This is a genomic window from Brachyspira pulli (assembly GCF_036997785.1).
Lineage (GTDB): Bacteria > Spirochaetota > Brachyspiria > Brachyspirales > Brachyspiraceae > Brachyspira > Brachyspira pulli.
The window spans coordinates 1-25,716 of record NZ_JAWLQI010000047.1; the positions used below are offsets into that span (position 1 = coordinate 1).

The 25,716-nt window shown below is 26.5% G+C and carries 20 protein-coding genes; 16 read left to right on the forward strand and 4 right to left on the reverse strand.

The window, feature by feature from the left end; genetic code table 11:
* The first annotated feature begins 298 nt into the window (after window positions 1–298).
* Window positions 299–1,180 carry a hypothetical protein gene (locus tag R4K56_RS10470; RefSeq protein WP_335773207.1) on the forward strand — a complete coding sequence of 294 codons (882 nt, stop codon included), beginning with the start codon at window positions 299–301 and terminating at the stop codon, window positions 1,178–1,180.
* Between the two features lie 77 nt (window positions 1,181–1,257).
* Here the strand turns inward: R4K56_RS10470 and R4K56_RS10475 are convergent, their stop codons facing one another.
* The gene (locus R4K56_RS10475; protein WP_335773206.1) at window positions 1,258–1,686 is read right to left on the reverse strand and encodes a hypothetical protein; all 429 of its coding nucleotides are present in this window, start codon (window positions 1,684–1,686) and stop codon (window positions 1,258–1,260) included.
* 700 nt (window positions 1,687–2,386) lie between these two features.
* On the opposite strand from R4K56_RS10475, the gene R4K56_RS10480 reads away from it, so the two are divergent.
* From R4K56_RS10480 to R4K56_RS10490, 3 genes are all read left to right on the forward strand, one after another.
* Window positions 2,387–5,245, forward strand: a complete 2,859-nt coding sequence (locus R4K56_RS10480; protein ID WP_335772690.1) for a chromosome segregation SMC family protein — start codon at window positions 2,387–2,389, stop codon at window positions 5,243–5,245.
* A 109-nt stretch (window positions 5,246–5,354) separates the two neighbouring features.
* Entirely contained in the window at window positions 5,355–6,608 is a 1,254-nt protein-coding gene (locus R4K56_RS10485; protein ID WP_335772689.1) for an AAA family ATPase, read from the forward strand.
* On the forward strand, window positions 6,589–7,197 hold the full coding sequence (locus R4K56_RS10490; protein ID WP_335772688.1) for a hypothetical protein: 609 nt from the start codon (window positions 6,589–6,591) through the stop codon (window positions 7,195–7,197). Before R4K56_RS10485 ends, R4K56_RS10490 begins: the two co-directional genes overlap by 20 nt.
* Before the next feature lie 255 nt (window positions 7,198–7,452).
* Here the strand turns inward: R4K56_RS10490 and R4K56_RS10495 are convergent, their stop codons facing one another.
* Complete coding sequence (locus R4K56_RS10495; RefSeq protein WP_335772687.1) at window positions 7,453–8,310, reverse strand: aldo/keto reductase; 858 nt, start codon at window positions 8,308–8,310, stop codon at window positions 7,453–7,455.
* Window positions 8,311–8,914: 604 nt separating this feature from the next.
* Between R4K56_RS10495 and R4K56_RS10500 the strand changes: the two genes are divergently transcribed.
* Window positions 8,915–9,511, forward strand: a complete 597-nt coding sequence (locus R4K56_RS10500) for a GDSL-type esterase/lipase family protein (RefSeq protein WP_335757201.1) — start codon at window positions 8,915–8,917, stop codon at window positions 9,509–9,511.
* Here the strand turns inward: R4K56_RS10500 and R4K56_RS10505 are convergent, their stop codons facing one another.
* Complete coding sequence (locus R4K56_RS10505) at window positions 9,512–9,757, reverse strand: hypothetical protein (protein ID WP_335757200.1); 246 nt, start codon at window positions 9,755–9,757, stop codon at window positions 9,512–9,514.
* 89 nt (window positions 9,758–9,846) lie between these two features.
* On the opposite strand from R4K56_RS10505, the gene R4K56_RS10510 reads away from it, so the two are divergent.
* The 8 genes from R4K56_RS10510 (at window position 9,847) to R4K56_RS10545 (ending at window position 19,616) form a co-directional block, all read left to right on the forward strand.
* Window positions 9,847–11,052 (forward strand): MFS transporter, encoded by a 1,206-nt coding sequence (locus R4K56_RS10510; protein WP_335757199.1) that lies wholly within the window; start codon window positions 9,847–9,849, stop codon window positions 11,050–11,052.
* Window positions 11,053–11,358: 306 nt separating this feature from the next.
* Window positions 11,359–11,856 carry a rubrerythrin family protein gene (locus tag R4K56_RS10515; RefSeq protein WP_335772686.1) on the forward strand — a complete coding sequence of 166 codons (498 nt, stop codon included), beginning with the start codon at window positions 11,359–11,361 and terminating at the stop codon, window positions 11,854–11,856.
* A gap of 60 nt (window positions 11,857–11,916) precedes the next feature.
* On the forward strand, window positions 11,917–12,663 hold the full coding sequence (locus R4K56_RS10520; protein WP_335772685.1) for an MIP/aquaporin family protein: 747 nt from the start codon (window positions 11,917–11,919) through the stop codon (window positions 12,661–12,663).
* A gap of 74 nt (window positions 12,664–12,737) precedes the next feature.
* The gene (gene glpK / locus R4K56_RS10525; RefSeq protein ID WP_335757196.1) at window positions 12,738–14,222 is read left to right on the forward strand and encodes a glycerol kinase GlpK; all 1,485 of its coding nucleotides are present in this window, start codon (window positions 12,738–12,740) and stop codon (window positions 14,220–14,222) included.
* A 156-nt stretch (window positions 14,223–14,378) separates the two neighbouring features.
* Window positions 14,379–15,818, forward strand: coding sequence for an NAD(P)/FAD-dependent oxidoreductase (locus R4K56_RS10530; protein WP_335772684.1), 1,440 nt, complete (start codon window positions 14,379–14,381; stop codon window positions 15,816–15,818).
* Between the two features lie 197 nt (window positions 15,819–16,015).
* Window positions 16,016–17,290: an NAD(P)/FAD-dependent oxidoreductase gene (locus tag R4K56_RS10535; RefSeq protein WP_335759859.1), complete on the forward strand. Its 1,275-nt coding sequence runs from the start codon at window positions 16,016–16,018 to the stop codon at window positions 17,288–17,290.
* Window positions 17,291–17,334: 44 nt separating this feature from the next.
* A complete protein-coding gene (locus R4K56_RS10540; RefSeq protein WP_335759858.1) occupies window positions 17,335–17,697 on the forward strand; it encodes a DUF1667 domain-containing protein in 363 nt (120 codons plus the stop codon).
* A 113-nt stretch (window positions 17,698–17,810) separates the two neighbouring features.
* The gene (locus R4K56_RS10545; RefSeq protein WP_335772683.1) at window positions 17,811–19,616 is read left to right on the forward strand and encodes a methyl-accepting chemotaxis protein; all 1,806 of its coding nucleotides are present in this window, start codon (window positions 17,811–17,813) and stop codon (window positions 19,614–19,616) included.
* Window positions 19,617–19,938: 322 nt separating this feature from the next.
* On the opposite strand, the gene R4K56_RS10550 is transcribed toward R4K56_RS10545, so the two are convergent.
* The gene (locus R4K56_RS10550; protein WP_335772682.1) at window positions 19,939–21,129 is read right to left on the reverse strand and encodes an MFS transporter; all 1,191 of its coding nucleotides are present in this window, start codon (window positions 21,127–21,129) and stop codon (window positions 19,939–19,941) included.
* Window positions 21,130–22,549: 1,420 nt separating this feature from the next.
* Between R4K56_RS10550 and R4K56_RS10555 the strand changes: the two genes are divergently transcribed.
* From R4K56_RS10555 to R4K56_RS10565, 3 genes are all read left to right on the forward strand, one after another.
* Window positions 22,550–23,002, forward strand: coding sequence for a hypothetical protein (locus R4K56_RS10555; protein WP_335773182.1), 453 nt, complete (start codon window positions 22,550–22,552; stop codon window positions 23,000–23,002).
* 154 nt (window positions 23,003–23,156) lie between these two features.
* The gene (locus R4K56_RS10560) at window positions 23,157–23,417 is read left to right on the forward strand and encodes a hypothetical protein (protein ID WP_335773183.1); all 261 of its coding nucleotides are present in this window, start codon (window positions 23,157–23,159) and stop codon (window positions 23,415–23,417) included.
* 381 nt (window positions 23,418–23,798) lie between these two features.
* Window positions 23,799–25,226: a tetratricopeptide repeat protein gene (locus R4K56_RS10565; RefSeq protein ID WP_335773184.1), complete on the forward strand. Its 1,428-nt coding sequence runs from the start codon at window positions 23,799–23,801 to the stop codon at window positions 25,224–25,226.
* Window positions 25,227–25,716 lie beyond the last annotated feature (490 nt).

Sequence of the window (25,716 nt, forward strand, 5' to 3'; positions counted from 1 at the left end):
ATGAACTTTTTGAATTTATTAAAAACCCGCCCTTTTATACTTAATTTAAAATTAAGGCTTAAATTTCATTATTGCCTAACCAGAAAAAGCACACCCGCCCAAGCGTTATTTAAATTTAAAATTTATTTAACGCACGGATAACCGAATTTAATTTATATATAATTTCAGAATTTTAATGCACTTTATTCTATAGATTTGTACAGCGTGCGTATAGAAAATACTATAAAACCTTGTTTTAATAAATTCTAAATATGCTATAATAATGATAAAACAATATGAAAGAGAGTATAAAAATATTATGAAAATTGAATTAAAATTAAATAAAGAATATAACGATGAAATAGTATATGAAACAATGCTTAAAATGGGATTTTACTATGATAGGAATAGTAATTATACGTATTATTCTAAGTATAATATAGGGGACGGTTATAGTTCTTATATAAATTATGGTGTAGATAAAAATAGAATAGCGGAATTTTATGATGTTGATATACAATTATTCCAAATTTTATCAGAATGGTTAGTTGAAAACAATATAATGAAATTAAGCAATACAGAACCTTCAACTTTAATTGATATACACTATAACGATGGTATCATCGGCAGCTTTTCAAAATTAAATAATATTGAACAGAAAATGATAATTACTTTTATAGAAGAATTTGATAGAATTTATACAAGCATTGAAAAAAATAGTTCAAGCAATTTAGTTCAGACATATACTAATACTACAGAAAAAACTATTGAAGAATCATCAGAAAATACTGACAATATTACTTATAAAAATTATTTGAAAATCGCTTTGAATATTAAAGAAATAAAAGAGATGTTTATTAACAAAATAAATATATCCAAAAATGAAGAATTAAAATCATTTGAAGAAGTTTCTAATACATTTAAAGAAGAATATATAAAATTAGAGGCTCAGAACCAAGTAAAACAAATAAATGCTTTCTTTGATAAAACTATTGATGATATAGAAAACACTAAAGATATAAAAGATTATATTAACAAATACAATAAAATCATTATAAAGATAAATGAGGACTTAAACAATATAGTAAAAAAGACAGTGAAAATATCTACTTTAGTTTATGTAATAGATAATATAACAGAAGATGATATGTATGAAAAGAGAGATTATATAAGCCAATTTGATATAAAGTTTTTAGATTAAATTATGTGAATTTAAAATAATGCAAAATAAAAGGCTTGACTAATAATTAATCAAGCCCTAAATAAAAACACGATTGATTATTGCTTTTTAGTTAAAGTGCCGTTGATATCTTCAGTTGAAGTTACGCCTGATTGAGTAATTGTATTTTGACCTGTAACATTAGCAGAAGTATCAGAAGTAAATTCTATATTCATAGTACCTTTTACTGTAACTTCAGTGTTATGATTAAAAGTATAATTTGCTGTATATGAAGTATCAGAATTTTTAGTTATACTTGAAGCAGGCATATCAACACCCTCAGTTTGATTTTTTGCTGAACCGTCTGCATTTATAACAATTGTTTGATCTTTTAAATCTCCGCCTCCTATCCAAGTACCTGCATATTTGCTGTCTATACCTGTAGGCTTTGTTTCTCCTGAACCTGTTTTATCTGCATTTGAACAGCTTACAGATAAAACACCTACTAAAAATAAAGTAAATAAAATTGAAAATAGTCTTTTGTTCATATTAGAACTCCTTATATAAATTATAATTTTTATAAAAAACATTTTTAAAAATGTTTCTATCATTGAAAAAATTCATTCTCAAAAGTTTGAGAAAATATAGAAGAATAAAATTATGATTATAGTTTTTTATATATGATTGTTTTTGTATTAAAAATGATAAATAAATTTTTAAAATATCATGCAATACAAATATTAACTTAAAAATGTATAAAGAAGAATATATTTTTTTAGAATTATTATAATTTTTATCGGATATTAAATTTTTTAAAAGATTTAAATTATTTGTCGAGTGTCGAGTGTATTATTTAATAAAGTAAATATTCTTTTCATAAAAATATTATAAAATATTAAATTATAATGTCAATATTTAAAATAAAAAGTTTAACTAATAATCAATATATAATTGCATATCATTTTATATGATACAAATTATCCTTGTATTAGCTATATATTTTTGAATTTCCTATAAAATGATAGTTTTTTCATCTCGTAAAAAACACATTAAAATTAATATTTTATCATAACAAAATTACCATAGTCTTCATATTTACTATGCATTATACCGAAAATAAGCAGGACTAATAACATATAAAAACAAATAAATTTATAGTGTTTTTATATATTGTCTATTTAATAATTGATTATTTTTTAATAGGATTGTATAATTACAAACAGATACTAAGGTAAGACAGGAAAAGAGATGTATATAAAGAATCTTAATTTGCATGGATTCAAATCATTTGCCATAGAAACTAATATTGAGTTCAATGAAGGTGTTACTGTAGTGCTTGGCCCTAATGGGATAGGAAAAAGTAATATAGTAGAGGCTTTTCTATGGGTTATGGGAGAGCAGTCCGCAAGCAGATTAAGAATAGACAGCTCTAAAGGTCTTGAAAGTGTTATATTCCATGGTACAGACACCAGAAAACCATCTTCACTTGCTCAAGTGGCTCTCACTTTGGATAATAAATCAAGATGGATAAAAAAATACGATATAGACGAAGTTATTGTTACACGTAAATATTACAGAAAAGGTTTGTCCGAATATTATATCAATGATGAACAGGTTCGTTTAAAAGATATAGTTGATATGTTTTTGGATACTGGACTTGGTAAAAATGCATATTCTGTTATTAAGCAGGGTACTGTATCAGAGATAGCAAAGCAAAAGCCTGAAGAAAGAAGAAGCATTATTGAAAATGCGGCAGGAATCAGTAAATATCTTGAAAGAAGAAGGGAAGCTACTAAAAAGCTTGAAGAATCAGAAAGAAATTTAGATAATGTAAAAATAGAAATAAAGAATGCTGAAAAACATTATAAGTCTTTAAAAGATCAGGCAGCAAGAACAGAAAAATATTATAACCTTAAAGATGAACATAAAAAAATTACTATAAGCTTGAATGTTAATCAAGTAAAAAAATTAAAAATTACATTAGAAGATCAAAATAAAACTCTTGAAGAACATACTAATAAAAAACAAGAATTAGAAAAAGAATTGCAGGATTTAGATAAGCAGAAACAGCAGGAACTTTTAAAATTTGAAGAAACTAGAAGTTTATCTATAGAGCTTGATAAGCAAGTATCATTAATTGTAACAGAGCTTACTCATATAGAGAAGATGGGCAATCAATTAAAGAATCAGCTTGACAATGCGAGCAAAGATAAAGAAGAAACTGTTAACAGAAAAAATACTCTTTTAAAAAGAATAGAAGAAGATAAAAAACAAATAGCAGAGCTTGAAGAAGATGTAAAAACTATTGCAGAAAATATAGAAAAGTCTTTAAAAGAACAGGAAACAGAAGAAACAAACATAGCTAATGAACAAAATAAAATAGCGGCATTAAATGATCAAATATCAAACATCACACAAGATAATCAGAATGCTGCTATAAAAATAGCAGATGCCAGAGAAAGACAATTAGAGGTTATAAATAAAATTATAACTGAAATTGATGAAAAGAAAAAAGATATTATGGGAAACAGCTTTTACCAAAATATCGGAAAGCATGAAACAGATATTGATATTGGATTCAATAATTTACTTAATGCTATTAACACCAAAATGAAAACCATAAAAGAGTTTGAAGATGAGGGTGTGCTTTCAAATTTAAATGATATTAATTTTACATCATTATCAAGTTTTATTAGGAATTTAGGTGATAGTTTAGATACAGAAAAGAAAGATGCATTATTTTTACAAGGTATATTTAAAGAGTATACTAAAATAAAAGACCCTTTTGTTGATTTGCTTTTTGATAAAGAGGGTACATATATGCAAAAAGAAGCAATAGATAAAGAGATTGCCGATTTAGAAAATTTAATAAAAACTAATTTAGAAAAAATAGAAGAAATTAATAATGAAATAAAAACATCTACAGAAAATATTAATAAATCTAATTCTATACTTACAACTCTTACTATAGAAAGAGCTAAATACGAAACTAACAGAAAAGCGTCTGAAGATAGAAAAGAGATGATAATAAAAAGTATGCAGATTATAGAAGATGAGTTCACCACTCTTAATGAGAAGATCAATAGACTTGAAGAAGATTATAAAAAACTTAATGAAGAATATAAACAAAACTCTATAAGTTATAAAGAATTAGAAAAGAAGAAATCAAAAACAGAAAGCGAATCAAGACATAAAGCTAATGAAATAAAAAAAGCTGAGTCTGCATTATCTAATTTTGAAGTAAATCATGCTAAGCGTGTAAAAAAATTAAATGAGATAAATGAAAACATTACAAGAGTGAGTGAAAGAATAAATCAAAGCAAAGATAAGATTAATGATATATACACTCATTTCTATGAAAATTATGCTCTTAATTTGAAAGAGTTTGAGGAAAATACTCAAAATTTAATAGATGAAGATTCATTTAGAAATAAATTAAATACTATTAATGATAGAATAAAAAATTTAGGCCATATAAATGAAATGGCTTTAGATGAATATCAGGAAGCTAAGACAAGATTTGAATTTTTAACAAAACAAAGAGATGATTTAGAGAAGTCAAAAGAAGAAATATTAAAAATCATAGTAGATGCCAATAAGAAAGCAGGTGAGGATTTCTTAAAGACATTCAATGAAATAAATAAAAAATTCTCTGAAACTTTCAAAATCTTATTCGGCGGCGGTAATGCTGGTTTAAGAATACAGAATGAAGAAGATTTATTAAACAGTCCTATAGATATATTCGCTCAGCCGCCGGGCAAAAAGATGGAGAACATAGTATCTTATTCAGGCGGTGAGCTTACCATGACAGGGCTTGCTTTGGTATTTGCTATATTCTTGTACCGTCCTAGTCCTTTCTGTATACTTGACGAGGTTGATGCAGCACTTGACGGAGCGAACATCATAAGATACAAAAACATGGTAAAAAACCTTTCTGATAAAACTCAATTCTTAATCATTACTCATGATGAGGTAGCTGCTACTATTGCTGATGCATATTATGGTATAACAGCAGAAGAAAAAGGTGTATCAAAAATATTTACTGTAAAAGTAGATAAAGACGGCAAGGTTAATGACAGCGAAGAAAAGCTAGTAACTCAGGAATAATTTTTCAATATAAAATTATTGAAAAAATAGTCTGTATAAAATTGCTTATTTTTATTTATAATAGAAGTATATTTTTTTACGATAATATGTGTATTTAGGATAAATGTTCATGAAATTAAAGATATCTAATTTTGCCAAGATAGAAAAAGCAGATATAAATATAGATGGCATAACTGTAATATGCGGCGATAATGATACAGGCAAAAGCACAATAGGAAAGATTTTATTTTCTATATTTAGTTCAAATTATAATAGTGCTAAGAGGATACGAGGCGAGAAAGGTTTAAGCATTATTAATAATATAGATAAATTGCAATTAAACCCATCAATAGTATCTAACTTTTCAGACTTTGCAAATAAATGCACAAATGAAATATTAGATACATTAAATATCTATAATATAGAAAATATAAAAAATATTATTATCAATACTATACCTAAATCATTGATATCATTAAATAATATAGATAATGTATCAAATGAGATACTAAAAATAATGTCGGTGCCATACAATAAATTAATGCTTGAAATAATAAGTAGATATTTTTCTAATATTTTTTGTGAGCAGATTAATAATTTATTTAATGAAAATACTGACTCAGCATTAGAGTTATATATAAAAAACCAAAAAATGAATATAGAATTTAAAAATGATGAATGTATAAAATTCGATTCCGAGTTTAATATAACACATAATGTATTTTATATAGATAATCCTTTTATATTAGATAATATTACTGCATATAATTTAAATTTTATATCAAGGAAATTAATTTCTAGTTTAGTAAAAGAAAATTCAGAATATGAAGGTATAATTGAGGCTGTAACTAATAGAGAAATTTTGGAAAAAGTTTATGATGTACTTAATAGTGTAATGAATGCAAAAATTATAAATAAAAATAAGGAATTTTATTTACACTACAATGATAATAATACAGAAATTAAATTACAAAATCTTTCAGCAGGTTTAAAATCTTTTGTCATCATAAAAAGGCTTTTAGAAAATGGTTCTTTAAATGAAAAAGATGTTCTTATATTAGATGAGCCTGAAATACATCTTCACCCAAAATGGCAGCTTATTTATGCCGAGTTAATAGTTCTTTTACAGAAATATTTTAATTTAACAATTACTATAACTACACATAGTCATTATTTTTTGGAAGCAATTAATAGATTTTCAAAAAGGCATAATATAGATGAAAGAGTGAATTTCTATATTACAGAATTATCTGAAAATCAATCTAATGTAATATTCAAAAATGTTAATGATAATTTGGATATAATTTATGAGAAAATGTATGAACCTTTAGAGATATTATCTAACATGAGAGAAGAGCAGGATAATGAAAAAAATAATCCTTGATGAATTAAAACAATCAATATTATTAGAAATTAATGATTCAGATAATTATAATTTAGAAGCTACTTTAAAAGAAACTTCTTTAAGTAAAGTTAAAAAATCTGATTTTGAAGAATATATTACAACTTATATGACAGATGCAGAAAATAAAGTTATTAATGCTGATAAGCTGATAAAGAAATATAATTCAAAATATAACTTTAAGGTAAAGGTAAGTTCTGTAGATGCAATTTACAAATTTACAAACGGAAATATATATTTAATAGAATTTAAAAGCGGATCAGTAAGTAAAGAAGATGTATATAAAAAAGCATATGATACTTATATTGCTTTATTAGAATTAAAATTAATAAAAAATATTAATGATTCTAAAAGAAGAGCAGTTTATATTATGGTTTATAAAGAAGAATATTTTGATTATAATTCTAAAATAAAAAATGCTGTAAAAGAACATATCGATAAAATTCGTAAGAATAAAGATTATTATAAAATAGGATATTTTGAAGGGTATTTATTTAAAGAATCTTTTGCATGTACTAAAGATGATTTCAATAAATATATTGTATCTGAATTTGATAATGAAGAAATATAAACTATTATATTTTTTCATTATTGTTTTATTTTCATTTCCCACCCTTTAGGTTTGATAATTCAACTTGAATTTATAGTTTAATTATTTTTTGTTGCTTTATTTGTTAATATAGCCCCGCCCAAGCTGTGATTAGTTTAAGAATTTAATTAACGCACGGTGAATGTATTTTATTCTATAATTAACATTGCATTATTAATTAGTTTCTATTTTTTAATACAGTTCAGCGTGCGTTGTAATATACTAAAATTATAAATATTAGAAATCTATTTTATCAGGATTGAGTCCGGAGCCTCCGAAATATTCCATAGCATTTATAGTTTTCATATCTTCATCGCTTATAACAAAATCGAAAACTTCTGTATTTTCTTTTATGCGTGCAGATGTTACTGATTTAGGTAAAGGTAAAGTATTATTTTGTAAGCACCAACGTATGCAAAGCTGTGCAACAGATTTATTGTATTTTGAAGCTATTTCTTTTAATGTGCTGTTATTAAGCATTTTACCTGTACCAAGAGGACTCCAAGCCTCCACTAAAATATTATTATCTTTACAGTATTTGAATGTTTCTTCCTGCATAAAACCTACATGGAATTCTATTTGATTAACCATAGGTTTAATTTCTGTTTCTATTAATGATTTTAAATGATGAGGCATAAAATTAGAAACACCTATTGCTTTAATTTTGCCAGCCTTATAAAGTTCTGTCATAGCTCTCCAAGTTTCTAAATTTATATTATCCCAGTCTTTAAATTGATTTTGAGCAGCAGGCCAGTGAATTAAATATAAATCAAGATAGTCAAGCTGTAAATCATTAAGAGTTTTTTCAAAAGCTTTCAATGTAGTTTGATAGCCTCTTTCTTTATTCCATACTTTGCTTGTAATAAATAATTCATTTCTGTTTGCATTACTTTCTTTTATTGCTTTTCCAATACTTGCTTCATTTCCATATATGGCAGCAGTATCAATATGTTTATATCCAAAAGATATTGCATCTTTTACAGATTGTATTGCAACTTCACCGTCTGGAGTTTGCCAAGTACCAAATCCTACACAAGGAATTTTATAACCATTATTTAAAGTTAATGTATCACTTAAACTAGAAAAATTGCTCATATATTTAATTCTCCGAATATAAAAATTTGTTTTTGTATAATACATCAAAAGTATATTTATTTAAATAGAAAAATGTATGTTATAATTGCTGATACCGCACGGTGAATAAAATTAACAATATAATACAATTTAAAATTATAATTTGAACATATAATTAAAAGTTCATTAACCGTGCGTTAAATAGATTTTAAATTTAAAAAATATTTGGGCGGGCGTTAACATTTCTTTTTAAACAATAAAGAATATAAAATCAAAGAATTGAAAATAAAAACAATAAAGATAGAGGGCGGGCAAATGTAAATAGGTTTTAAAGCTTTATTCTAAATCCCACCCTATATATTTAAAAATTTTTTATGTTATTTTTACTGTATTTTCTTTTTAATTTTTAACTGTTATTTTAACCCCCACCCAAGTTTTGTTTAAATTTGTTATGCCTATAACGCACGATGAATAAAATAAACTATATAGAGTAATTGTTAATTGTATTTAAATTATATATGTGGATTTATTTACCGTGCGGGAAAGTGCTGTAATTTACGGTTGACAAAGTTAAAAAAGTTCAGTATATAATAATAGTAAATAAATATTGAAGGAAATTGATTTTATGAAAAATATAGTTTGTTTGGGAGACAGTACAACTTACGGTTATATGATTAGTAGAAAGAAAGTATGGCCTTCTATTTTGAATAATAAATTTGCAGAAGAAGGTAAGGATATTAATATTATCAATAAAGGTATTAACGGAGATACTGCTTCAGGAATGATTGCCAGATTTGAAAGAGATTGCTTGAATGAAAATGCTGATTTATTAATACTTATGGGCGGCGTAAATGATATTTTTATGTTTCAAAATATTGATAAAATAAAAGATAATATAAAATTGATAGTGGAAACTTCTAATAAAAATAATGTTGATATAATACTTTTTACTCCTATACCATTTATAAAAGAAATATTCTCTTTCTTTGAAGCTGATAATTTAGATTTATTTGAAAACACTTTAAAAGAATATGTATCTTGGATTAATGAATATACAAAAGAAAATAATATAAAAAGCATAGATGTTTATAATATGTTTATGAATAATATTTTTAAATCAAATAAATATGAAGATATATATTTTGACGGTGTACATTTGAGTGAGAATGGACATAATATATTTGCATTAGAGCTTTATAAAGAATTAGTAAAATATTTATAATTATTCTTCATCTAAGAAATCAAAATCGTTAAAAATATTTAGCAGATTTGTACGTTTTTGTGCAATTTGGTTATTATCAAATTCAAGGTACGAATTTATTAAATTTATGCAGAAGTACGCTTCTATATTATTAGGGTCTTCTTCCACTGATTTTGTATAGTATAATAAAGCCTCTTGGTATAGACCTTGTTCTTCTTTTTCTTTTGCTGTATTAAAATATTCTTCTGATTTATTTGTATTTTTCATAGTAAAACCCTAAAAAAATTATATAATATAATTGAATTTTTTGCAAAAATAATATATTACTACTTGTGATTTTTTTTAAGAGTTAGATTATGTCTGAAAATAATAATGAAGTAGTTGAAAATAAAGAGGAAAATAAATTATTAGCTATAATATCTTTAGTTCTTCTTAGTTTTGCCCTTGGTACAAGTGAGTTTATAGTAATTGGAGTATTAACAGAAATAGCAGAGAGCTTTAATATAACAGAAGTAAAAGCAGGCGGACTTGTATCTATGTTCGCTTTAGCATACTCTATATGTACGCCATTTTCAGCGGCAATAGCAGGTAAATTTAATAGATTTAATTTTATAGTATTTGCTAGTATATTGTTTATAATAGCAAATTTCTTATGTTCATTAGCGAATAATTATCTTTTCTTGCTTGTTTTAAGAATGATTATAGCTATAATTTCAGGGTCTTTAATATCAGTTTCCATATCATTTAGCCCTTATGTATCAACTAAAGAAAAAAGACCTATGGTTGTAGCATGGATTTATTCAGGATTCAGCATAGCATCTATATTTGGGGTTCCAATAGGCACAACATTGAGTTATTACTTTGGCTGGAGATCTTCATTTGTATTTATATCTATATTCAGTGCTGTAATGCTTATTTTAATGTTTATTACCTTACCAAGAAAGACAGTAACTCATAAGGTAAAATTACTAGGTCAGTTTGTATTATTTAAAGACAGCAGATTTATATTAAGTACATTTACAATACTTTTTGGGGCAGCTTCTTCTTATGTACTTTATACTTATTTGAAGCCTATTTTTCTTGATTATGTGCATATACCAAATAAATATATTAGCGTAGCACTTCTTATATTTGGTGTTACAGTTTTATTCAGTAACTTATTTTCTGGTAAATTGGCAGAACATAATGGAGTATATAGATTAAGATTCATATTTATGCTTCAATTCTTATGTATGATAGTTCTTCCTTTTGCATTATTGAATGCAGTAAGTTCTTCTATAGTAATACTTATAATAGGATTTTTAATGTATTTAATGAATTCACCAGTACAATTGAATATACTAGATTTCACAGAAAGAGATTATCCAGCCTGTTTAACATTGGCATCATCAAATAATTCTTTTTCATTTAATTTCGGTATAGCATTAGGTTCATTTGTAGGAAGCCGTATATTTGATAATTTTGGCATAAGATGGGTAGGTTTCGGCGGTGCCGTTTTATCAGTATTAGCTTTTCTATGTGTAGTAATGCTTTATAATGATAATTTAAAAAAGATGAAATAATCATAAACAATGTATAAAATGTATAATTCTGTTTTGTAATGTTATACAGCTGCTAGGTATTGGTATATTTTGTTAATATTATTATATATTTTCATGTTTTTATAATTTTTTCATTTTTATATAGAAGAAATACATATACTAGGTAGACGTAAAAATACCGAAAAGTCTAAATTTATTTTATAAAATGAGATTATTTTTTAATTTCAAAATTGGGAAAAAAATATTTTTTTTAGGTAAAAATATATATTTCACTAATAAAATTTCTATACTGTTAACATAGGATATATTGATTTTAAGGAGGAAAAAATGGATTTAAAAACATCAAAGACAGGGGAAAATTTAAAAACTGCTTTTATGGGTGAGGCCGCAGCTAGATGCAAATATATGTATTATGCTGAAAAGGCAAGAGAAGATGGAATGGAAAATTTGGCATTAGCTTTTGAAAAGGCTTCAAGAAACGAGCAGGAACATGGAAAATTATGGTTTGAACGTTTTCATGGCATTTTATCAAAAGATGAAAACTTAAAAGATGCAATTGCTGGTGAAAACTATGAAGCTACAGAAATGTACTTGAACTTTGCTAAAACAGCTAAAGAGGAAGGATTTAATGATATAGCCATTCTTTTTGAACATGTTGCTAAAATAGAAGAAGAACATAAAAAGATGTTTGAAAAATATTTAGTCGGAAATGTTGAAAGCATAAATAAATGGCAATGCGGAAAATGCGGTTACGTTCATAGTGAAGCTACTCCTCCAAAGAAATGTCCTGTTTGTGAACAGTACAGAGTCGGAGGAATAAATTAATAGAATATATTAATTTAATAGAACACATATATTAAAAAATTATTATTTATGGAGGTAAATATGTATAGTAAAAAAGCTGAATTTTTAGCAGAATTAATGGGCTCAATGTTCTTAATAATGTTTGGCTGCGGTGTTGTAGCTTCAGTAAATATTGGTAATAATGGAGCGCCAGTTAATATTCATATAGCTTGGGGACTTGCTGTTACATTTGGTATATATGTATCAGGAAAAATAAGCGGTGCACATTTAAATCCCGCAGTTACATTAGGTTTGGCAGTTACAAGCAGATTCCCTTGGTCAAAAGTATGGTATTATATAGTTGCACAAATGATAGGCTGTTTCGTTGGTGCTGCTATAGTATTTGCTGTTTATTATGGTAAATGGATAGAAGTAGACCCTACATTCTCACATACAGCAGGCGTATTTGCTACATTCCCAGCAGTTCCTGGATTTTTATACGGTTTTGTAGACCAAGTAGTAGGTACATTTATATTAGTATTTTTAATACTTGCTACAGGCGATGCTAATAATACACCAGCTGGTTCTAATTTAGGCCCTATAATTGTAGGACTTATAATAGTTGCTATAGGTATGTCATTTGGATTTATGCATGGTTATGCTATCAATCCTGCTCGTGATTTAGGTCCTAGACTTTTTGCAGTTATTGCAGGATTTAAAAATAACGGACTTACAGATGGAAGTAATGTATGGTTAGTTCCAATAATAGGACCTATAGTAGGAGGAGTTTTAGGTGCTGTTATTTATGATTTCACAATAGCAAAAGCATTAGCTAAAAAGACATTTTAATATTTGATTTTTAAAATATCATTATAAAAATAATAATAAAAAATATATATATCAATCAAAAGGAGTAAAAAATTATGTCAAAATATGTAGTTGCAATAGATCAAGGTACAACAAGCAGCAGAGCCATAGTATTTGATTATGATCAAAATATGGTTTCTGTGGCACAAAAAGAATTTACTCAAATTTATCCTCATGACGGCTGGGTAGAACATAATGCCGCTGAAATATGGGCTACACAATTTGGTGTTCTACAAGAAGCTATACAAATTGCTGGAGTTAAGCCGGAAGAAATAGCAGCTATTGGTATAACTAATCAAAGAGAAACTACAGTAGTTTGGGATAAAAATACAGGAGAACCTGTTTATAATGCTATAGTTTGGCAATGTAGAAGAACTGCTCCAATTTGTGATGAATTGAAACAAAAAGGTCTTGATGTATATATAAGAGAAAATACAGGTTTGGTTGTAGATGCTTATTTTTCAGGCACTAAAATAAAATGGATACTTGATAATGTTCCCGGAGCAAGAGAAAAAGCTGACAAAGGCGATTTATTATTTGGTACAATAGATACTTGGTTGGTATGGAAACTTACAGGCGGTAAAGTTCATGTTACAGACTACACTAATGCTTCAAGAACTATGATATATAATATCAAAGAATTAAAATGGGACGAAAACATTTTAAGAGAATTAAATATACCTAAAAGCATGCTTCCAGAGGTAAAAGATTCTTCTTGTGTTTATGGATATGCTAATATTAATGGTGTAGAAGTTCCTATAGCTGGTATAGCAGGTGACCAACAGGCAGCATTATTCGGACAGGCTGGATTCAATAAAGGCGATACTAAAAATACTTATGGTACTGGTAGTTTTATCTTAATGAACATTGGAGAAAATTTCATTTTAAGTAAAAACGGCTTAATTACTACTATAGGTATTGGATATAAAGGAAAGATTGAATATGCTTTGGAAGGTTCTGTATTTATAGCTGGTGCTGTTATACAATGGATACGTGATGAATTAAGACTTCTTCATGATGCCAAAGATACAGAATATTTTGCTACAAAAGTAAAAGATACTAATGGTGTTTATTTAGTACCTGCATTTGTAGGACTTGGTGCTCCTTATTGGGATATGTATGCAAGAGGCTGTTTAGTTGGTATTACTAGAGGCGTTAATAGAAGCCATATAATAAGAGCAGCTGAAGAAGCTATAGCTTATCAAAGTAAAGATGTTATTGATGCTATGGTTGCTGACAGCGGTGTTAAACTTGCTTCATTAAAAGTTGACGGCGGAGCTTGCAGAGATAATTTCTTAATGCAGTTCCAATCTGATATTATTAATACTAAAGTTTTACGTCCTCAAATAACAGAAACTACTGCTTTAGGTGCTGCTTATTTAGCTGGTCTTGCTGTTGGATTCTGGAAAGATAAAGATGAAATTTCTAATAGATGGAAATTGGAAAGAGAGTTCACTCCTTCACTTTCTGAAGAAGAGAGTAATAAAAAATATATGGGCTGGAAAAAAGCTGTTGAGAGATCAAGAGGCTGGGCTTTATAATTTTTTCTGAATATTAATAGTTTGCATATTAATACTTATAAAACTAGGTATTAATATGCAAATATAAAAATAGTTATTACATTTTTTGATGCTTATACTTCAAAATGATTTTTGATTTATATAGTAGTATTACATCTAATATATAAGGATTATAATATGTATGATATATTGATAATAGGTGCTGGTGTATCTGGTACTTCTTCAGCAAGAGAATTAGCCAGATATAAAGCCAATATATGCGTCGTTGAAAGAGGGGAGGACGTATGTGTTGGTACTTCAAAATCTAACAGCGGTATAGTGCATGCAGGTTTTGACGCGGCAAATGGTTCTCTTATGGCTAAATTAAATGTTTTAGGCAATAAGATGATGCCAAAAATAGCAGAAGATCTTGATGTGCCTTTCAAACAAAATGGTTCTTTGGTAGTATGCACTAATGAAGAAGATATGCCTAATTTACAGGCTATATATGACAGAGGAATAAAAAACGGAGTAGAAGGACTTCAAATATTAAACAGAGAAGAAGTTCATAAAAAAGAACCAAATTTAAATGATAATGTATGTGTGGCTTTGTATGCTCCTACTGGAGGTATAGTTGATCCTTTCATTCTAAATATTGCTTATGCTGAGAATGCTCATGCCAATGGAGTGGAGTTTAAATTTAATACTGAAGTTATAAATATAAGAAAACTTGATGACGGAACTTTTGAAGCTGAAACTAATAACGGTACTATAAAAGCTAAATATATTGTAAATGCTGCTGGAGTTTATGCAGATAAATTCCATAATATGATGAGTGCCAACAAAATACATATAACTCCTAGAAGGGGAGATTATATTTTACTTGATAAGGAAGTTGATAATCTAGTAACTTCAACAATATTTGCTTTACCTACAAAATTAGGAAAAGGTATTTTAGTTACTCCTACAGCTCATGGTAATATAATGCTTGGGCCTACTGCTATTGATATAGAAGATAAAGAAGGATTAAATACTACAGCTGACGGACTTGCTCAGATTATAGAGAAATCCAAAATGACAGTAAAAAATATTCCTTATAATAAAGTTATTACTTCATTCTGCGGACTTCGCCCTCATGAAGATAATCATGAATTTATTATAAAAGAACTTGAAGACTGTGAAGGATTTTTTGATTGTGCCGGTATAGAATCTCCTGGACTTGTTTCTTCTCCTGCTATTGGTATTATGGTTGCTGATATAGTAAGTAAAAAAGCTAATTTAGAAAAGAAAGAAAACTTTATAGAAAAGAGAAAAGGAATAACACATTTTAATGCTCTTTCTAATGAAGAAAAAAATGATCTTATAAAAGAAAATCCTTTATACAGACATATAATTTGCAGATGTGAAAAGGTAACTGAAGGTGAGATAGTAGAGGCTATACAAAGACCTATAGGTGCTAAATCTCTTGATGGAGTAAAAAGGAGAGTAAGAGCAGGACTTGGAAGATGTCAGGGCGGATTCTGTTCTCCTAAGATAATAGAGATTTTAGCTAGAGAACTTAATGTTTCCCCTATAACCATTACAAAATGCGGCAAAGGTTCAGAAATAGTTATAGGTTATGATAAGGAAACTTTATAATATGTATTGAATATAAGTTAATAGCCTATTTTATGTTAAAAATGCAGTTCTTTTGGTTCTTTTATACCAATAAAAGAACTGGGGTGCGGGGCAAAGCCCTGCAAATCCGAAATAAAAAAACTACTTTTTAACAAAAATAAAATTTTTAGTGTATAAAGTATAATACAGTTTATAGATAAAAAATAAATGGAGTAAAAATGGAATCTTATGATGTTGTTGTTATAGGCGGAGGACCTGCCGGACTTGCCGCTGCCATTTCTGCTAAAGAAAATGGAATAGATAATTTACTTATGTTGGAAAGAGATGCCGTACTTGGAGGCATACTCAATCAATGCATACATAATGGTTTTGGGCTTCATAGATTTGGAGAGGAGCTTACAGGGCCTGAATATGCTTATAGATTCATAGAAAAAGTTTATGATTTAAATATCAATTATAAGCTTAATACTATGGTTTTGGATATTGTACTCAATAATGATAAAACTAAAAAAATTATTTATATAAATAAAGAAGAAGGTTTAGTTGAGATCAATGCCAAAGCTGTAATTTTAGCTATGGGCTGCCGTGAGCGTTCAAGAGGAGCTTTGAATATACCGGGATTCAGACCTGCTGGAATATTTTCTGCCGGTGCTGCTCAGCATTTAGTTAATATCGAAGGATATATGCCTGGTAAAGAAGTTGTTATACTTGGTTCTGGTGATATAGGACTTATTATGGCTAGGAGAATGACTTTTGAAGGTGCTAAAGTTAAAGTAGTAGCTGAGATACTTCCTTTCTCCGGAGGTCTTAAAAGAAATATAGTTCAATGTTTGGACGATTTCGGAATACCTCTTAAACTTAGTCATACAGTTGTTGATATTAAAGGAAAGGACAGGCTTGAAGGTGTTACAATAGCTAAAGTTGATGAGAATATGAAGCCTATTAAAGGAACTGAAGAATATTATTCTTGCGATACTTTGCTTTTATCTGTTGGTCTTATTCCTGAAAATGAGCTTTCAAAAGAGATTGGTGTTGAGATCAATCCTATAACTTCAGGTGCTATAGTTAATGAAAGTTTAGAAACTAATATTGACGGAGTATTCTCTTGCGGTAATGTACTTCATGTTCATGACTTAGTAGACTTTGTATCCGAAGAAGCTGAAACTGCAGGAAAGAGTGCTGCTTCTTATGTTCTTAAAAACAAAAGAAGAGATGATAAAAATTCTATTTCTTTGAAAGGTTCTAATGGTGTTAGATATACTGTTCCTTCTATGATTAATACTGAAAATGTAGATGATCATGTAATGGTGAGATTCAGAGTAGGTAATATATTTAAAAACAAATTTTTGAATGTTTATTTTGATGGAGAGAGAGTGATACATAAAAAGCATTTGATATTTGCTCCTGGTGAAATGGAAACTGTGAAGCTTGATAAATCTATGCTTTCAAAGGAAGGTTTAAAAAGTATTGAGTTTAAGATAGAAGATAATTAATATAATTATTATATTAATAATGTTTTATTGAGGATTTATTTATTATGGAAAAAAAAGAATTAACTTGTATATGTTGTCCTATGGGCTGTGCTTTATCTGTGGAGTTAGAAGGAACTAATGTTTTAAGTGTAAGCGGAAATACTTGCAAAAGAGGCGATACTTATGCCAGAGATGAAGTTGTTCGTCCTGTAAGAATGGTTACTTCTATAGTAAAAGTAAAGAATGGAAATTTAAAAATGCTTCCAGTGAAAACTAAAGAGCCTATAGACAAATCAAAAATCAATGAATGTTTAGAGGCTTTAAAAACTGTAGAAGTTCAAGCTCCTATTCGTATTGGAGATGTTGTTCTTCATAATGTTGTAGGTGTTGATATAGTAGCTGCTAGAAATATTGATGTAATTTATTAGTATTAAATAATTTTATTTGTATTTAATACTAAATTAAAATAAAAATTGAATTATTACTTGAATTAGGAACTATAAATTACTATATTATATAATTATAGGAGGTAATAATTCAAATGAAAAATGATTTAATTGTTAAGTTTCTAGCTCCGTTTATAATTTTTTTGGCTATAGTATTAGTGGCTGTATATTTTATATATAAACCAATATATAAAAATCAATATTTAAGCAATCATATGTTACAGGCTATGAATGTTGATATAGTAGCTGAAAATTATTTGAATGATATAAAAGATGATATATTATTACTTTCTAAAAATTTAGAAGTTTCTTCTGACTATTATTATTTTGGAAAATTTATAACAAATATACAAAATACTTATAAAAATTATTTAAGTATTTATTTTGGAGAAACTATTTCTTATTCACAAGGCGGTATGTTTATCAACACTCTAGTGGTACATCCTAGAACTTATGATCATGTAAGCAGAGGTTGGTATCAGGATGCACTTAAAACTAAAGATGTAGTGATAAGTGCACCTTATTTAGATGCGGCATCAGGAAAAATAGCTATCACTTTCAGTAAAGCAGTATATACTAACAATTCACAGCTTATGGGAGTATTAGGCATAGATTTTGATAATATGGAGGACTTAATATTAAAGGCTCAAAAATATTACAGCTATAATTTTAATTTAGTTTACTTAGATGGTACATATATAACACATAATAATAAAGATTATATTTTAAATAAAAATGTTACTTTATTTAATGATCCTATATTTGAGGAATTTAAAGATTCTTTTTCATCTATTGATTATAAAATAGGTTTAGTAAAAAATGAATGGTTTTTTATAAAGAGAATGGCTGATGCTCCTTTCTTTTTAGTATTCAAAAACAGTGCTGAAGATTTTTATAACAATTTTAATAAAATGATGCTAACTTTCCTAATAATTATGTTTATATTAATATTATTGGAATTTTTATTGGTTTCTAAAATAGCAATACCGTTATCTAGAAACTTAAATAATGCCATTGAAACAATATTTTTAATGAAAGATGGTAATTTTAATAATAAATTTGAAGAAAAAGAGTTGAATAAATCAGGAGTGGCAGGAAAACTTAATAATTCAATTAATGATATGCAGTCTGCTATAAATAATCTAGTTTCTCAATTAAAACTTAATATACAAGCTATAAATGACGCTTCAAATGAAATATCTGTAGGTATAGATAATTTATCTAATAGAACTTCTTCAGAAGCAGCTGTTGTTGAGGAAATATCAGCATCTGTAGAAAGTTTATTTTCTGCTATTTCATCTACTGCCAAAAATTGTCAATTAGCCAAGGATATGAGCTATGAAGTAACGCAATCAGCTAATAAAGGGGTGCAATCTGTTAATGAGATTACAAATAATATGTCGGATATATATGAATCAAGTAAGGAAATATCAAATATAAGTAAGGTAATACAAAATATTGCTTTTCAAACTAATATATTAGCTTTAAATGCGGCAGTTGAGGCGGCACGTGCAGGAGATCAAGGACGAGGATTTGCTGTTGTTGCTTCTGAAATTAGGTCTTTGGCACAAAATGTTAATGAAGCTGCTGTTAATATTACAAATATAATAGAAACTACCGTGGCAAAAATAGATGTAGGAAATGATTCAGCAAAAAATTCTTTAAATATTTTGTCTGAAATAGAGAAGGCTACTAATGATGTACTTGAAGTATTGGTGAATATTGCATCTTCTGTAAATGAAGAAGAAGATAGTGTAAAACAAATAGGAAGCTCTATGAATGAGCTTAATAATATTACACAGGAAAACTCAAGTTTGGCTAGTCAAAGTTCTGATTTGGGAAGAGATATTGCTAATAGTACTAATAATTTGCAAAAAGAGCTTATTTATTTTAAATTATAATATTTTTATCACATATTATATTTGTTGATACCTAAACAACTATATTTTATCAAAAATAAAATTATATTTTCTTTTTTATATCTGGGGATTTGCCCCAGCCCCAACTTCTTTTTGTGCCACAAAGAAGCTTATATCATCTATAAACTCGGATACGCTTCCGCAAAAGTGCAAGTATGAAATTAGTACTAAATCATACTAACGTTATACTTACAATGTAATATAAATTATTAAAATTAAGCTAAAATAATAGTTATCTAGGTATATATGAGACGTAATTTGGTAACATTAAAAAATGATTATGTTAGTTATTATTTTATAATAATTATTTTTTATATGGTTCATCGGCTTTCTGTATTAGATTATACATCTTTTCTCTTATAATTGCTGTTCTTCTTTTTTGCCACATTATATATATAGCTATAATATAGCATACTGTAGATATTATCATCATAAATAAAAATCCAAAGAAATATGAAAAATGAGAAGCTAAATATCCAACAGCAAAGGGCATTATTAAAGCTGCAACGCCAGTCAAAGCTTCATTAACAGCAACATTATTAGGCCCATTTTCCTGATCTGCTAATGCATAATAAAGTCCGAAGAAATATCCGAATCCGCTTACGAATCCCAAAAACATAAAGGCTATTAAAAATATCCAGAAATTTTTAGTGAGGAGTATCAAGGTTAAAGCAGCAGGTGTTAATAGTCCCACTATAGTAAATACTCTTTTCTTTTCTAAAAATCTTAAATAAAAAGCACTAATCAATGAACCTAATGACATAAATGCTGATAAACTTCCAACCAATATTGCGGTAGTAGTTTCAGAAAGTCCTGATTCTTTTATACCATAGTCCAAGAACATAAATCTTAAAGTATGAAGTACTTCAGCACCAACAAATATTATAAGCCAGCCTACATATACTTTATATCTTGGGGCTCTCATAAAAGGTTCTTCCCATTTATGGCGTTTAGGCTTGAAGTGTAAGTGTCTTGACATATAGAAAAAACTGAATATAAGTAAGCTCATCAATATAACTATGATAAAGCCTATATTAGGATTTAATTTATATATGAAGCCTGTAATAGTAGGGCCTACAGCGAGTCCTAAAGTCCAAGAGAATATAAATAGTCCGCTGCTTATTCTTATAGGCAAATCTTTTGAAACAGAATCTAATAATGATTGAAAGCATACAAAGAATATAGTAACGCTTGCTCCAAACAAGAATGAGTACAAAAGAAACATTTCTTTAGGCAAATATATTAAGCATAAAATAGATATTACTATTTGTGAACAGGCTTCTGTATATAATAGTTTTGGGTATATTCTTTTTGGTATTTTAAATTTAGAGAATATACTTGCACTTACCATCATTCCTGTACCATAGGAAACACCTATTAATGATATAAAAAATGGTGTTGCCATTGCTTTTGATGCATTTATAACTAAAACTGTACTAAATATACTAGAGCATAAATAAATTAAAAATGGCATTGAATATACTAATATAATCATATACAAACCCTTAATAAAATATTATTAATAAATTCATAGTTTAATAAAAATACACACCAATTTTAATGTATAATTGGGAAAATAATATATCTTTTAAAAAAAATTGATATAGTTATTTTTTACTTTTTTATGTTATTATTATATTTCTATTGTGCTGCTATTAATATTTTTGAACAAATCTTCTATTTTTATTTATATAATAAGTACTAATCAATATCTCAGTATTTTCAAACGCACGGTAAGCTAAGCCTTATATTTAATTTAAATACAATTAATAATTATTTTTTATAGTTAATTTGATTTACCGTGCGATATAGGCATAATAAATTTAAACAAAACTTGGGTGGGTGTAAAAATAACAGTATGAAATTAAAAAGAAAATAAAGTAAAAAACAAGGTAAAAGGAATTTAAAAGAAATAGGGTGGGATTTAAAATAGAGCTTTAAAGTTTAATTACATTTGCCCGCCCTCTATCTTTATTGCTTTTATTTGCAATTATTGATTTTGTATTCTTTATTGTTAAAAAAGAAATGATAACGCCCGCCCAAGTGATTTTTAAATTTAAAATCGTTTAACGCACGGTTAATAAATTTTAATTATGTGTTTAAATTATAATTAGAAATAGTTTTATATTGTTAATTTTATTCAGCCTGCGGTATGGGCATAATAAATTTAAAAACAACTAGGATAGGTTTTAGAATAGAGATTTAAAATCTATTTACATATGCCCGCCCTCTATCTTTATTGCTTTTATTTGCAATTATTGATTTTGTATTCTTTATTGTTTAAAAAGAAATGATAACGCCCGCCCAAGTGATTTTTAAATTTAAAATCGTTTAACGCACGGTTAATAAATTTTAATTATGTGTTTAAATTATAATTAGAAATAGTGTTATATTGTTAATTTTATTTACCGTGCGGTATAGTCATAATAAATTTAAACAAAACTTGGGTGGGTGTAAAAATAACAGTATGAAATTAAAAAGAAAATAAAGTAAAAACAACTAAAAAACATTTAAAAGAAATAGGGTGGGATTTAAAATAGAGCTTTAAAGTTTAATTACATATGCCCGCCCTCTATCTTTATTGCTTTTATTTTCAATTTTAGATTTTGTATTTTTTATTGTTTAAAAAGAAATGTTAACGCCCGCCCAAGTGATTTTTAAATTTAAAATCTATTTAACGCACGGTTAATAAATTTTAATTATGTGTTTAAATTATAATTAGAAATAGTGTTATATTGTTAATTTTATTTAGCGTGCGGTATAGTAAGCATAAATTTAAATAAAATTTGTGGCTGTAAAAATATCAGTTTAAAATTAAAAATAAAACTTTTTAAGAAAATAAAAAATAATAAAAAATTGAGAAACTTAATTATATAATAGATACTTATAATATATAAAAGTCCAAAGAGGTTTATATGTTTATTACTTTATTAATAGTTTTTATATTGTTTATATTATTCATCATTTTATATTATGCTAAAATCAAAAAAGTAAAAAACGTTGGAAAGATAAAGTATTGCTATAACTCCGTACTTTCTTTTATACTAATAATGGTAAATAAAATTAGTAAATCCGATTTTATTGCTATTACTAATCCGCTTACAAATAGAATACATTTGATAGATAAAAATTATTATGATAATATTACAGAAGAAGATTTTTTATATAAACATGAATTAGTGCATGTTTATCAAGGTGAAATATTAGGAAAGATAAAATTTTTATTTCTTTATTTTGTTTACAGTATAAAGTACGGCTATTATAATAATCCATTTGAAAAGCAGGCGAGAGAACATGAAACAAAAAATTTTATAAAAAAATCTGATATAGAAAAAGAAATTAATAATAATTTTAACTTATATGAATAGTATTAAAAATATAAATTAAAGTCGCAAGTTTTATTTATAAATTTAATAAAAAAGAACTATATATAGTTTTTAATATTTTAAATGCAAATATTTCTATATAATTTAATAGATAAAAATCAAAATATTGTTTATAATATTTCTATGGGGTTTGTATATGTCAGCAATAATATTTAATAATAATGTATTATCTTTTATAATGATTATTATAGGATTTTTGTTAGTATTTTTGTTTTATAAAGATAATATTAATAAAATAGTATTTTACATCAAACCAAAAGAAAATAAACTTTCAAAATTATCAAAATTTTTACATAGATATTATAATTTATTTTTTATAATTTTATTTCTTATATCTTTAATTTCTTTTTCTATTATATATTTTTATCATTCTAAAAATATAGAAAAAAAGATTTGATAATTCCATTCAATCATACGAAAAAAGCATATCTAATATATTTAATAATTTATCTATATCTACAAATAATCAAACCAATGAGAGCATAGTATCTAATAATGGAACAACTTCATCATGCACAAGTACAAGGGATAGGATATCAATAAACAATAATAATATTATGAATATGATAAGTGATGAAGGAGACGGGTTTGATGAATTAAAAAAAGCTTTTGAAATAGGTTTGGATCTATTAAAGGCTTCGCTTTCAGAAACAATGAAAAACCAAATGATGTACTAACATTTTGGTTCGCATTCTTATCAGTGATAATGGTTGTATTTAGTTTTGCCGGCTATTTTATAAATAATAATATTTTGGAGCAATCAAAATATCAGTTAAAAATGGTTGAAAAAGAAGCAGAACAATCAAGAAAAAATATAAAAATTGAAACACAAAAACTAATAGATGAGAATAATAAATATATAAGGATATCACAGTTATTTAATTTTGGAGAAGATTCTGGTAGAAATAAAGATTATAATTCTGTTATAAAATATAATTTGGAAATAATAAAATTATATGGAGATATTGAGAATATAAAAGATAAAAACCATATTAATAATTATGCTGGTGCTTTTTACAATATAGGTACAGCTAAATATGAATTGAAAATATATGATGAAGCTATTGAATATCTTAATAAGGCAATAGAATTAAATCCATATCATTCTGAAGCATATAATAATTTGGGTTTAGTATATTATGCTATAAAAGAATATGATAAATCTTTGAATTATTTTAATTATTCTTTAAGTTTAAATAATAAAGATCCTAAAACCTATAACAATCGAGGTACTTGTAAAGAAAAATTAGAAGATTATAAAGGGGCTTTAGAAGATTATAATAAAGCTATAGAATTAAATCCAAATTATTCAGAATTTTATAATAATAGAGGAAATACCCATAGAATATTAAATAATATAGAGAATTCAATAGAAGATTTTGATAAGGCAATAGAATTAAATCCTAATAATTCAGAAGCATATAATAACAGAGGAATATTAAGAAGACAGTTGAAATATTATGAAGAAGCTTTAAAGGATTATGATAAAGCAATAGAATTAAATCCTAATAAAGCAGAATTTTATAATAATAGAGGTGTGCTAATAAAAGATTTTAAAAAAGTAAATTATCCATTTGGTGCTTTTAGTGATTTTGATAAAGCAATAAAATTAAAACCTGATTATGCAGAAGCTTATAATAACAGAGGTTTATTAAAATTGCAAATTGGTATATTAGATAATGTTATTGAAGATTTTGATAAGGCAATAGAATTAAATCATAATTATTCGGAAGCTTATTTTAATAGATATATTGCTAAATCATTATTGTTGTCAAAAATAACTGATAAAACTTTAGAAGAACATAAAAAATCTTTTGAAGATGCATATAATGATTTAGATACTGCATACAATTTAGCTGATGAACAATTAAAAGCAATGATAAAAGAAAAAGTTATCAGTATGGCTATATTAGATAATGAAGTTGCAAAAAAATTCTGTGAATATAAAGGTTGGGATATTAAAGACATCATAATTTATTTTACTAGATATATTTCTAAATCATCATTATTATCAAAAAGAGAATATAAAGATGCAGAAGAATATAAAAAATCTTTTGAAGATGCATATAATGATTTAGATACTGCATACAATTTAGCTGATGAACAATTAAAAGAAATAATAAAAAATCAAATTATTATTATGGTTAAACAAGGAAATGAAGTAGCAGGAAAATTCTGTGAAGATAAAGGCTGGGATATTAAATAGCGGCAAAGATTGATTAATTTGTAACTATTCTTAAATAAATAAATTTTATGTGCTTTTGCAACTTTTGCCACGGGAAAAGTTGATAAAAAATAAGTTAAAAATTTTTTATTTATATACACTTTCATCTAAACTTTTATATTTTATTCTAAAATTAGAATTTCAATAAAGATAAAAAAATTAAATGGCTGGGTTTTAGAATGAATCTTTTCTAATTGCCCGCCCTCTATCTTTATTGCTTTTATTTGCAATTATTGATTTTGTATTCTTTATTGTTTAAAAAGAAATGATAACGCCCGCCCAAATTATTTTTAAATTTAAAATCGTTTAACGCACGGTTAATAAATTTTAATTATGTGTTTAAATTATAATTAGAAATAGTGTTATATTGTTAATTTTATTTATCGTGCGGTATAGTCATAATAAATTTAAACAAAACTTGGGTGGGTGTAAAAATAACAGTATGAAATTAAAAAGAAAATAAAGTAAAAAC

Excerpts from the sequence above, each read along its gene's own strand:
- R4K56_RS10470 (WP_335773207.1), top strand. The coding sequence starts at position 299 with ATGAAAATTGAATTAAAATTAAATAAAGAATATAACGATGAAATAGTA.
- R4K56_RS10475 (WP_335773206.1), bottom strand. The coding sequence starts at position 1,686 with ATGAACAAAAGACTATTTTCAATTTTATTTACTTTATTTTTAGTAGGT.
- R4K56_RS10480 (WP_335772690.1), top strand. The coding sequence starts at position 2,387 with ATGTATATAAAGAATCTTAATTTGCATGGATTCAAATCATTTGCCATA.
- R4K56_RS10485 (WP_335772689.1), top strand. The coding sequence starts at position 5,355 with ATGAAATTAAAGATATCTAATTTTGCCAAGATAGAAAAAGCAGATATA.
- R4K56_RS10490 (WP_335772688.1), top strand. The coding sequence starts at position 6,589 with ATGAAAAAAATAATCCTTGATGAATTAAAACAATCAATATTATTAGAA.
- R4K56_RS10495 (WP_335772687.1), bottom strand. The coding sequence starts at position 8,310 with ATGAGCAATTTTTCTAGTTTAAGTGATACATTAACTTTAAATAATGGT.
- R4K56_RS10500 (WP_335757201.1), top strand. The coding sequence starts at position 8,915 with ATGAAAAATATAGTTTGTTTGGGAGACAGTACAACTTACGGTTATATG.
- R4K56_RS10505 (WP_335757200.1), bottom strand. The coding sequence starts at position 9,757 with ATGAAAAATACAAATAAATCAGAAGAATATTTTAATACAGCAAAAGAA.
- R4K56_RS10510 (WP_335757199.1), top strand. The coding sequence starts at position 9,847 with ATGTCTGAAAATAATAATGAAGTAGTTGAAAATAAAGAGGAAAATAAA.
- R4K56_RS10515 (WP_335772686.1), top strand. The coding sequence starts at position 11,359 with ATGGATTTAAAAACATCAAAGACAGGGGAAAATTTAAAAACTGCTTTT.
- R4K56_RS10520 (WP_335772685.1), top strand. The coding sequence starts at position 11,917 with ATGTATAGTAAAAAAGCTGAATTTTTAGCAGAATTAATGGGCTCAATG.
- glpK (WP_335757196.1), top strand. The coding sequence starts at position 12,738 with ATGTCAAAATATGTAGTTGCAATAGATCAAGGTACAACAAGCAGCAGA.
- R4K56_RS10530 (WP_335772684.1), top strand. The coding sequence starts at position 14,379 with ATGTATGATATATTGATAATAGGTGCTGGTGTATCTGGTACTTCTTCA.
- R4K56_RS10535 (WP_335759859.1), top strand. The coding sequence starts at position 16,016 with ATGGAATCTTATGATGTTGTTGTTATAGGCGGAGGACCTGCCGGACTT.
- R4K56_RS10540 (WP_335759858.1), top strand. The coding sequence starts at position 17,335 with ATGGAAAAAAAAGAATTAACTTGTATATGTTGTCCTATGGGCTGTGCT.
- R4K56_RS10545 (WP_335772683.1), top strand. The coding sequence starts at position 17,811 with ATGAAAAATGATTTAATTGTTAAGTTTCTAGCTCCGTTTATAATTTTT.
- R4K56_RS10550 (WP_335772682.1), bottom strand. The coding sequence starts at position 21,129 with ATGATTATATTAGTATATTCAATGCCATTTTTAATTTATTTATGCTCT.
- R4K56_RS10555 (WP_335773182.1), top strand. The coding sequence starts at position 22,550 with ATGTTTATTACTTTATTAATAGTTTTTATATTGTTTATATTATTCATC.
- R4K56_RS10560 (WP_335773183.1), top strand. The coding sequence starts at position 23,157 with ATGTCAGCAATAATATTTAATAATAATGTATTATCTTTTATAATGATT.
- R4K56_RS10565 (WP_335773184.1), top strand. The coding sequence starts at position 23,799 with ATGGTTGAAAAAGAAGCAGAACAATCAAGAAAAAATATAAAAATTGAA.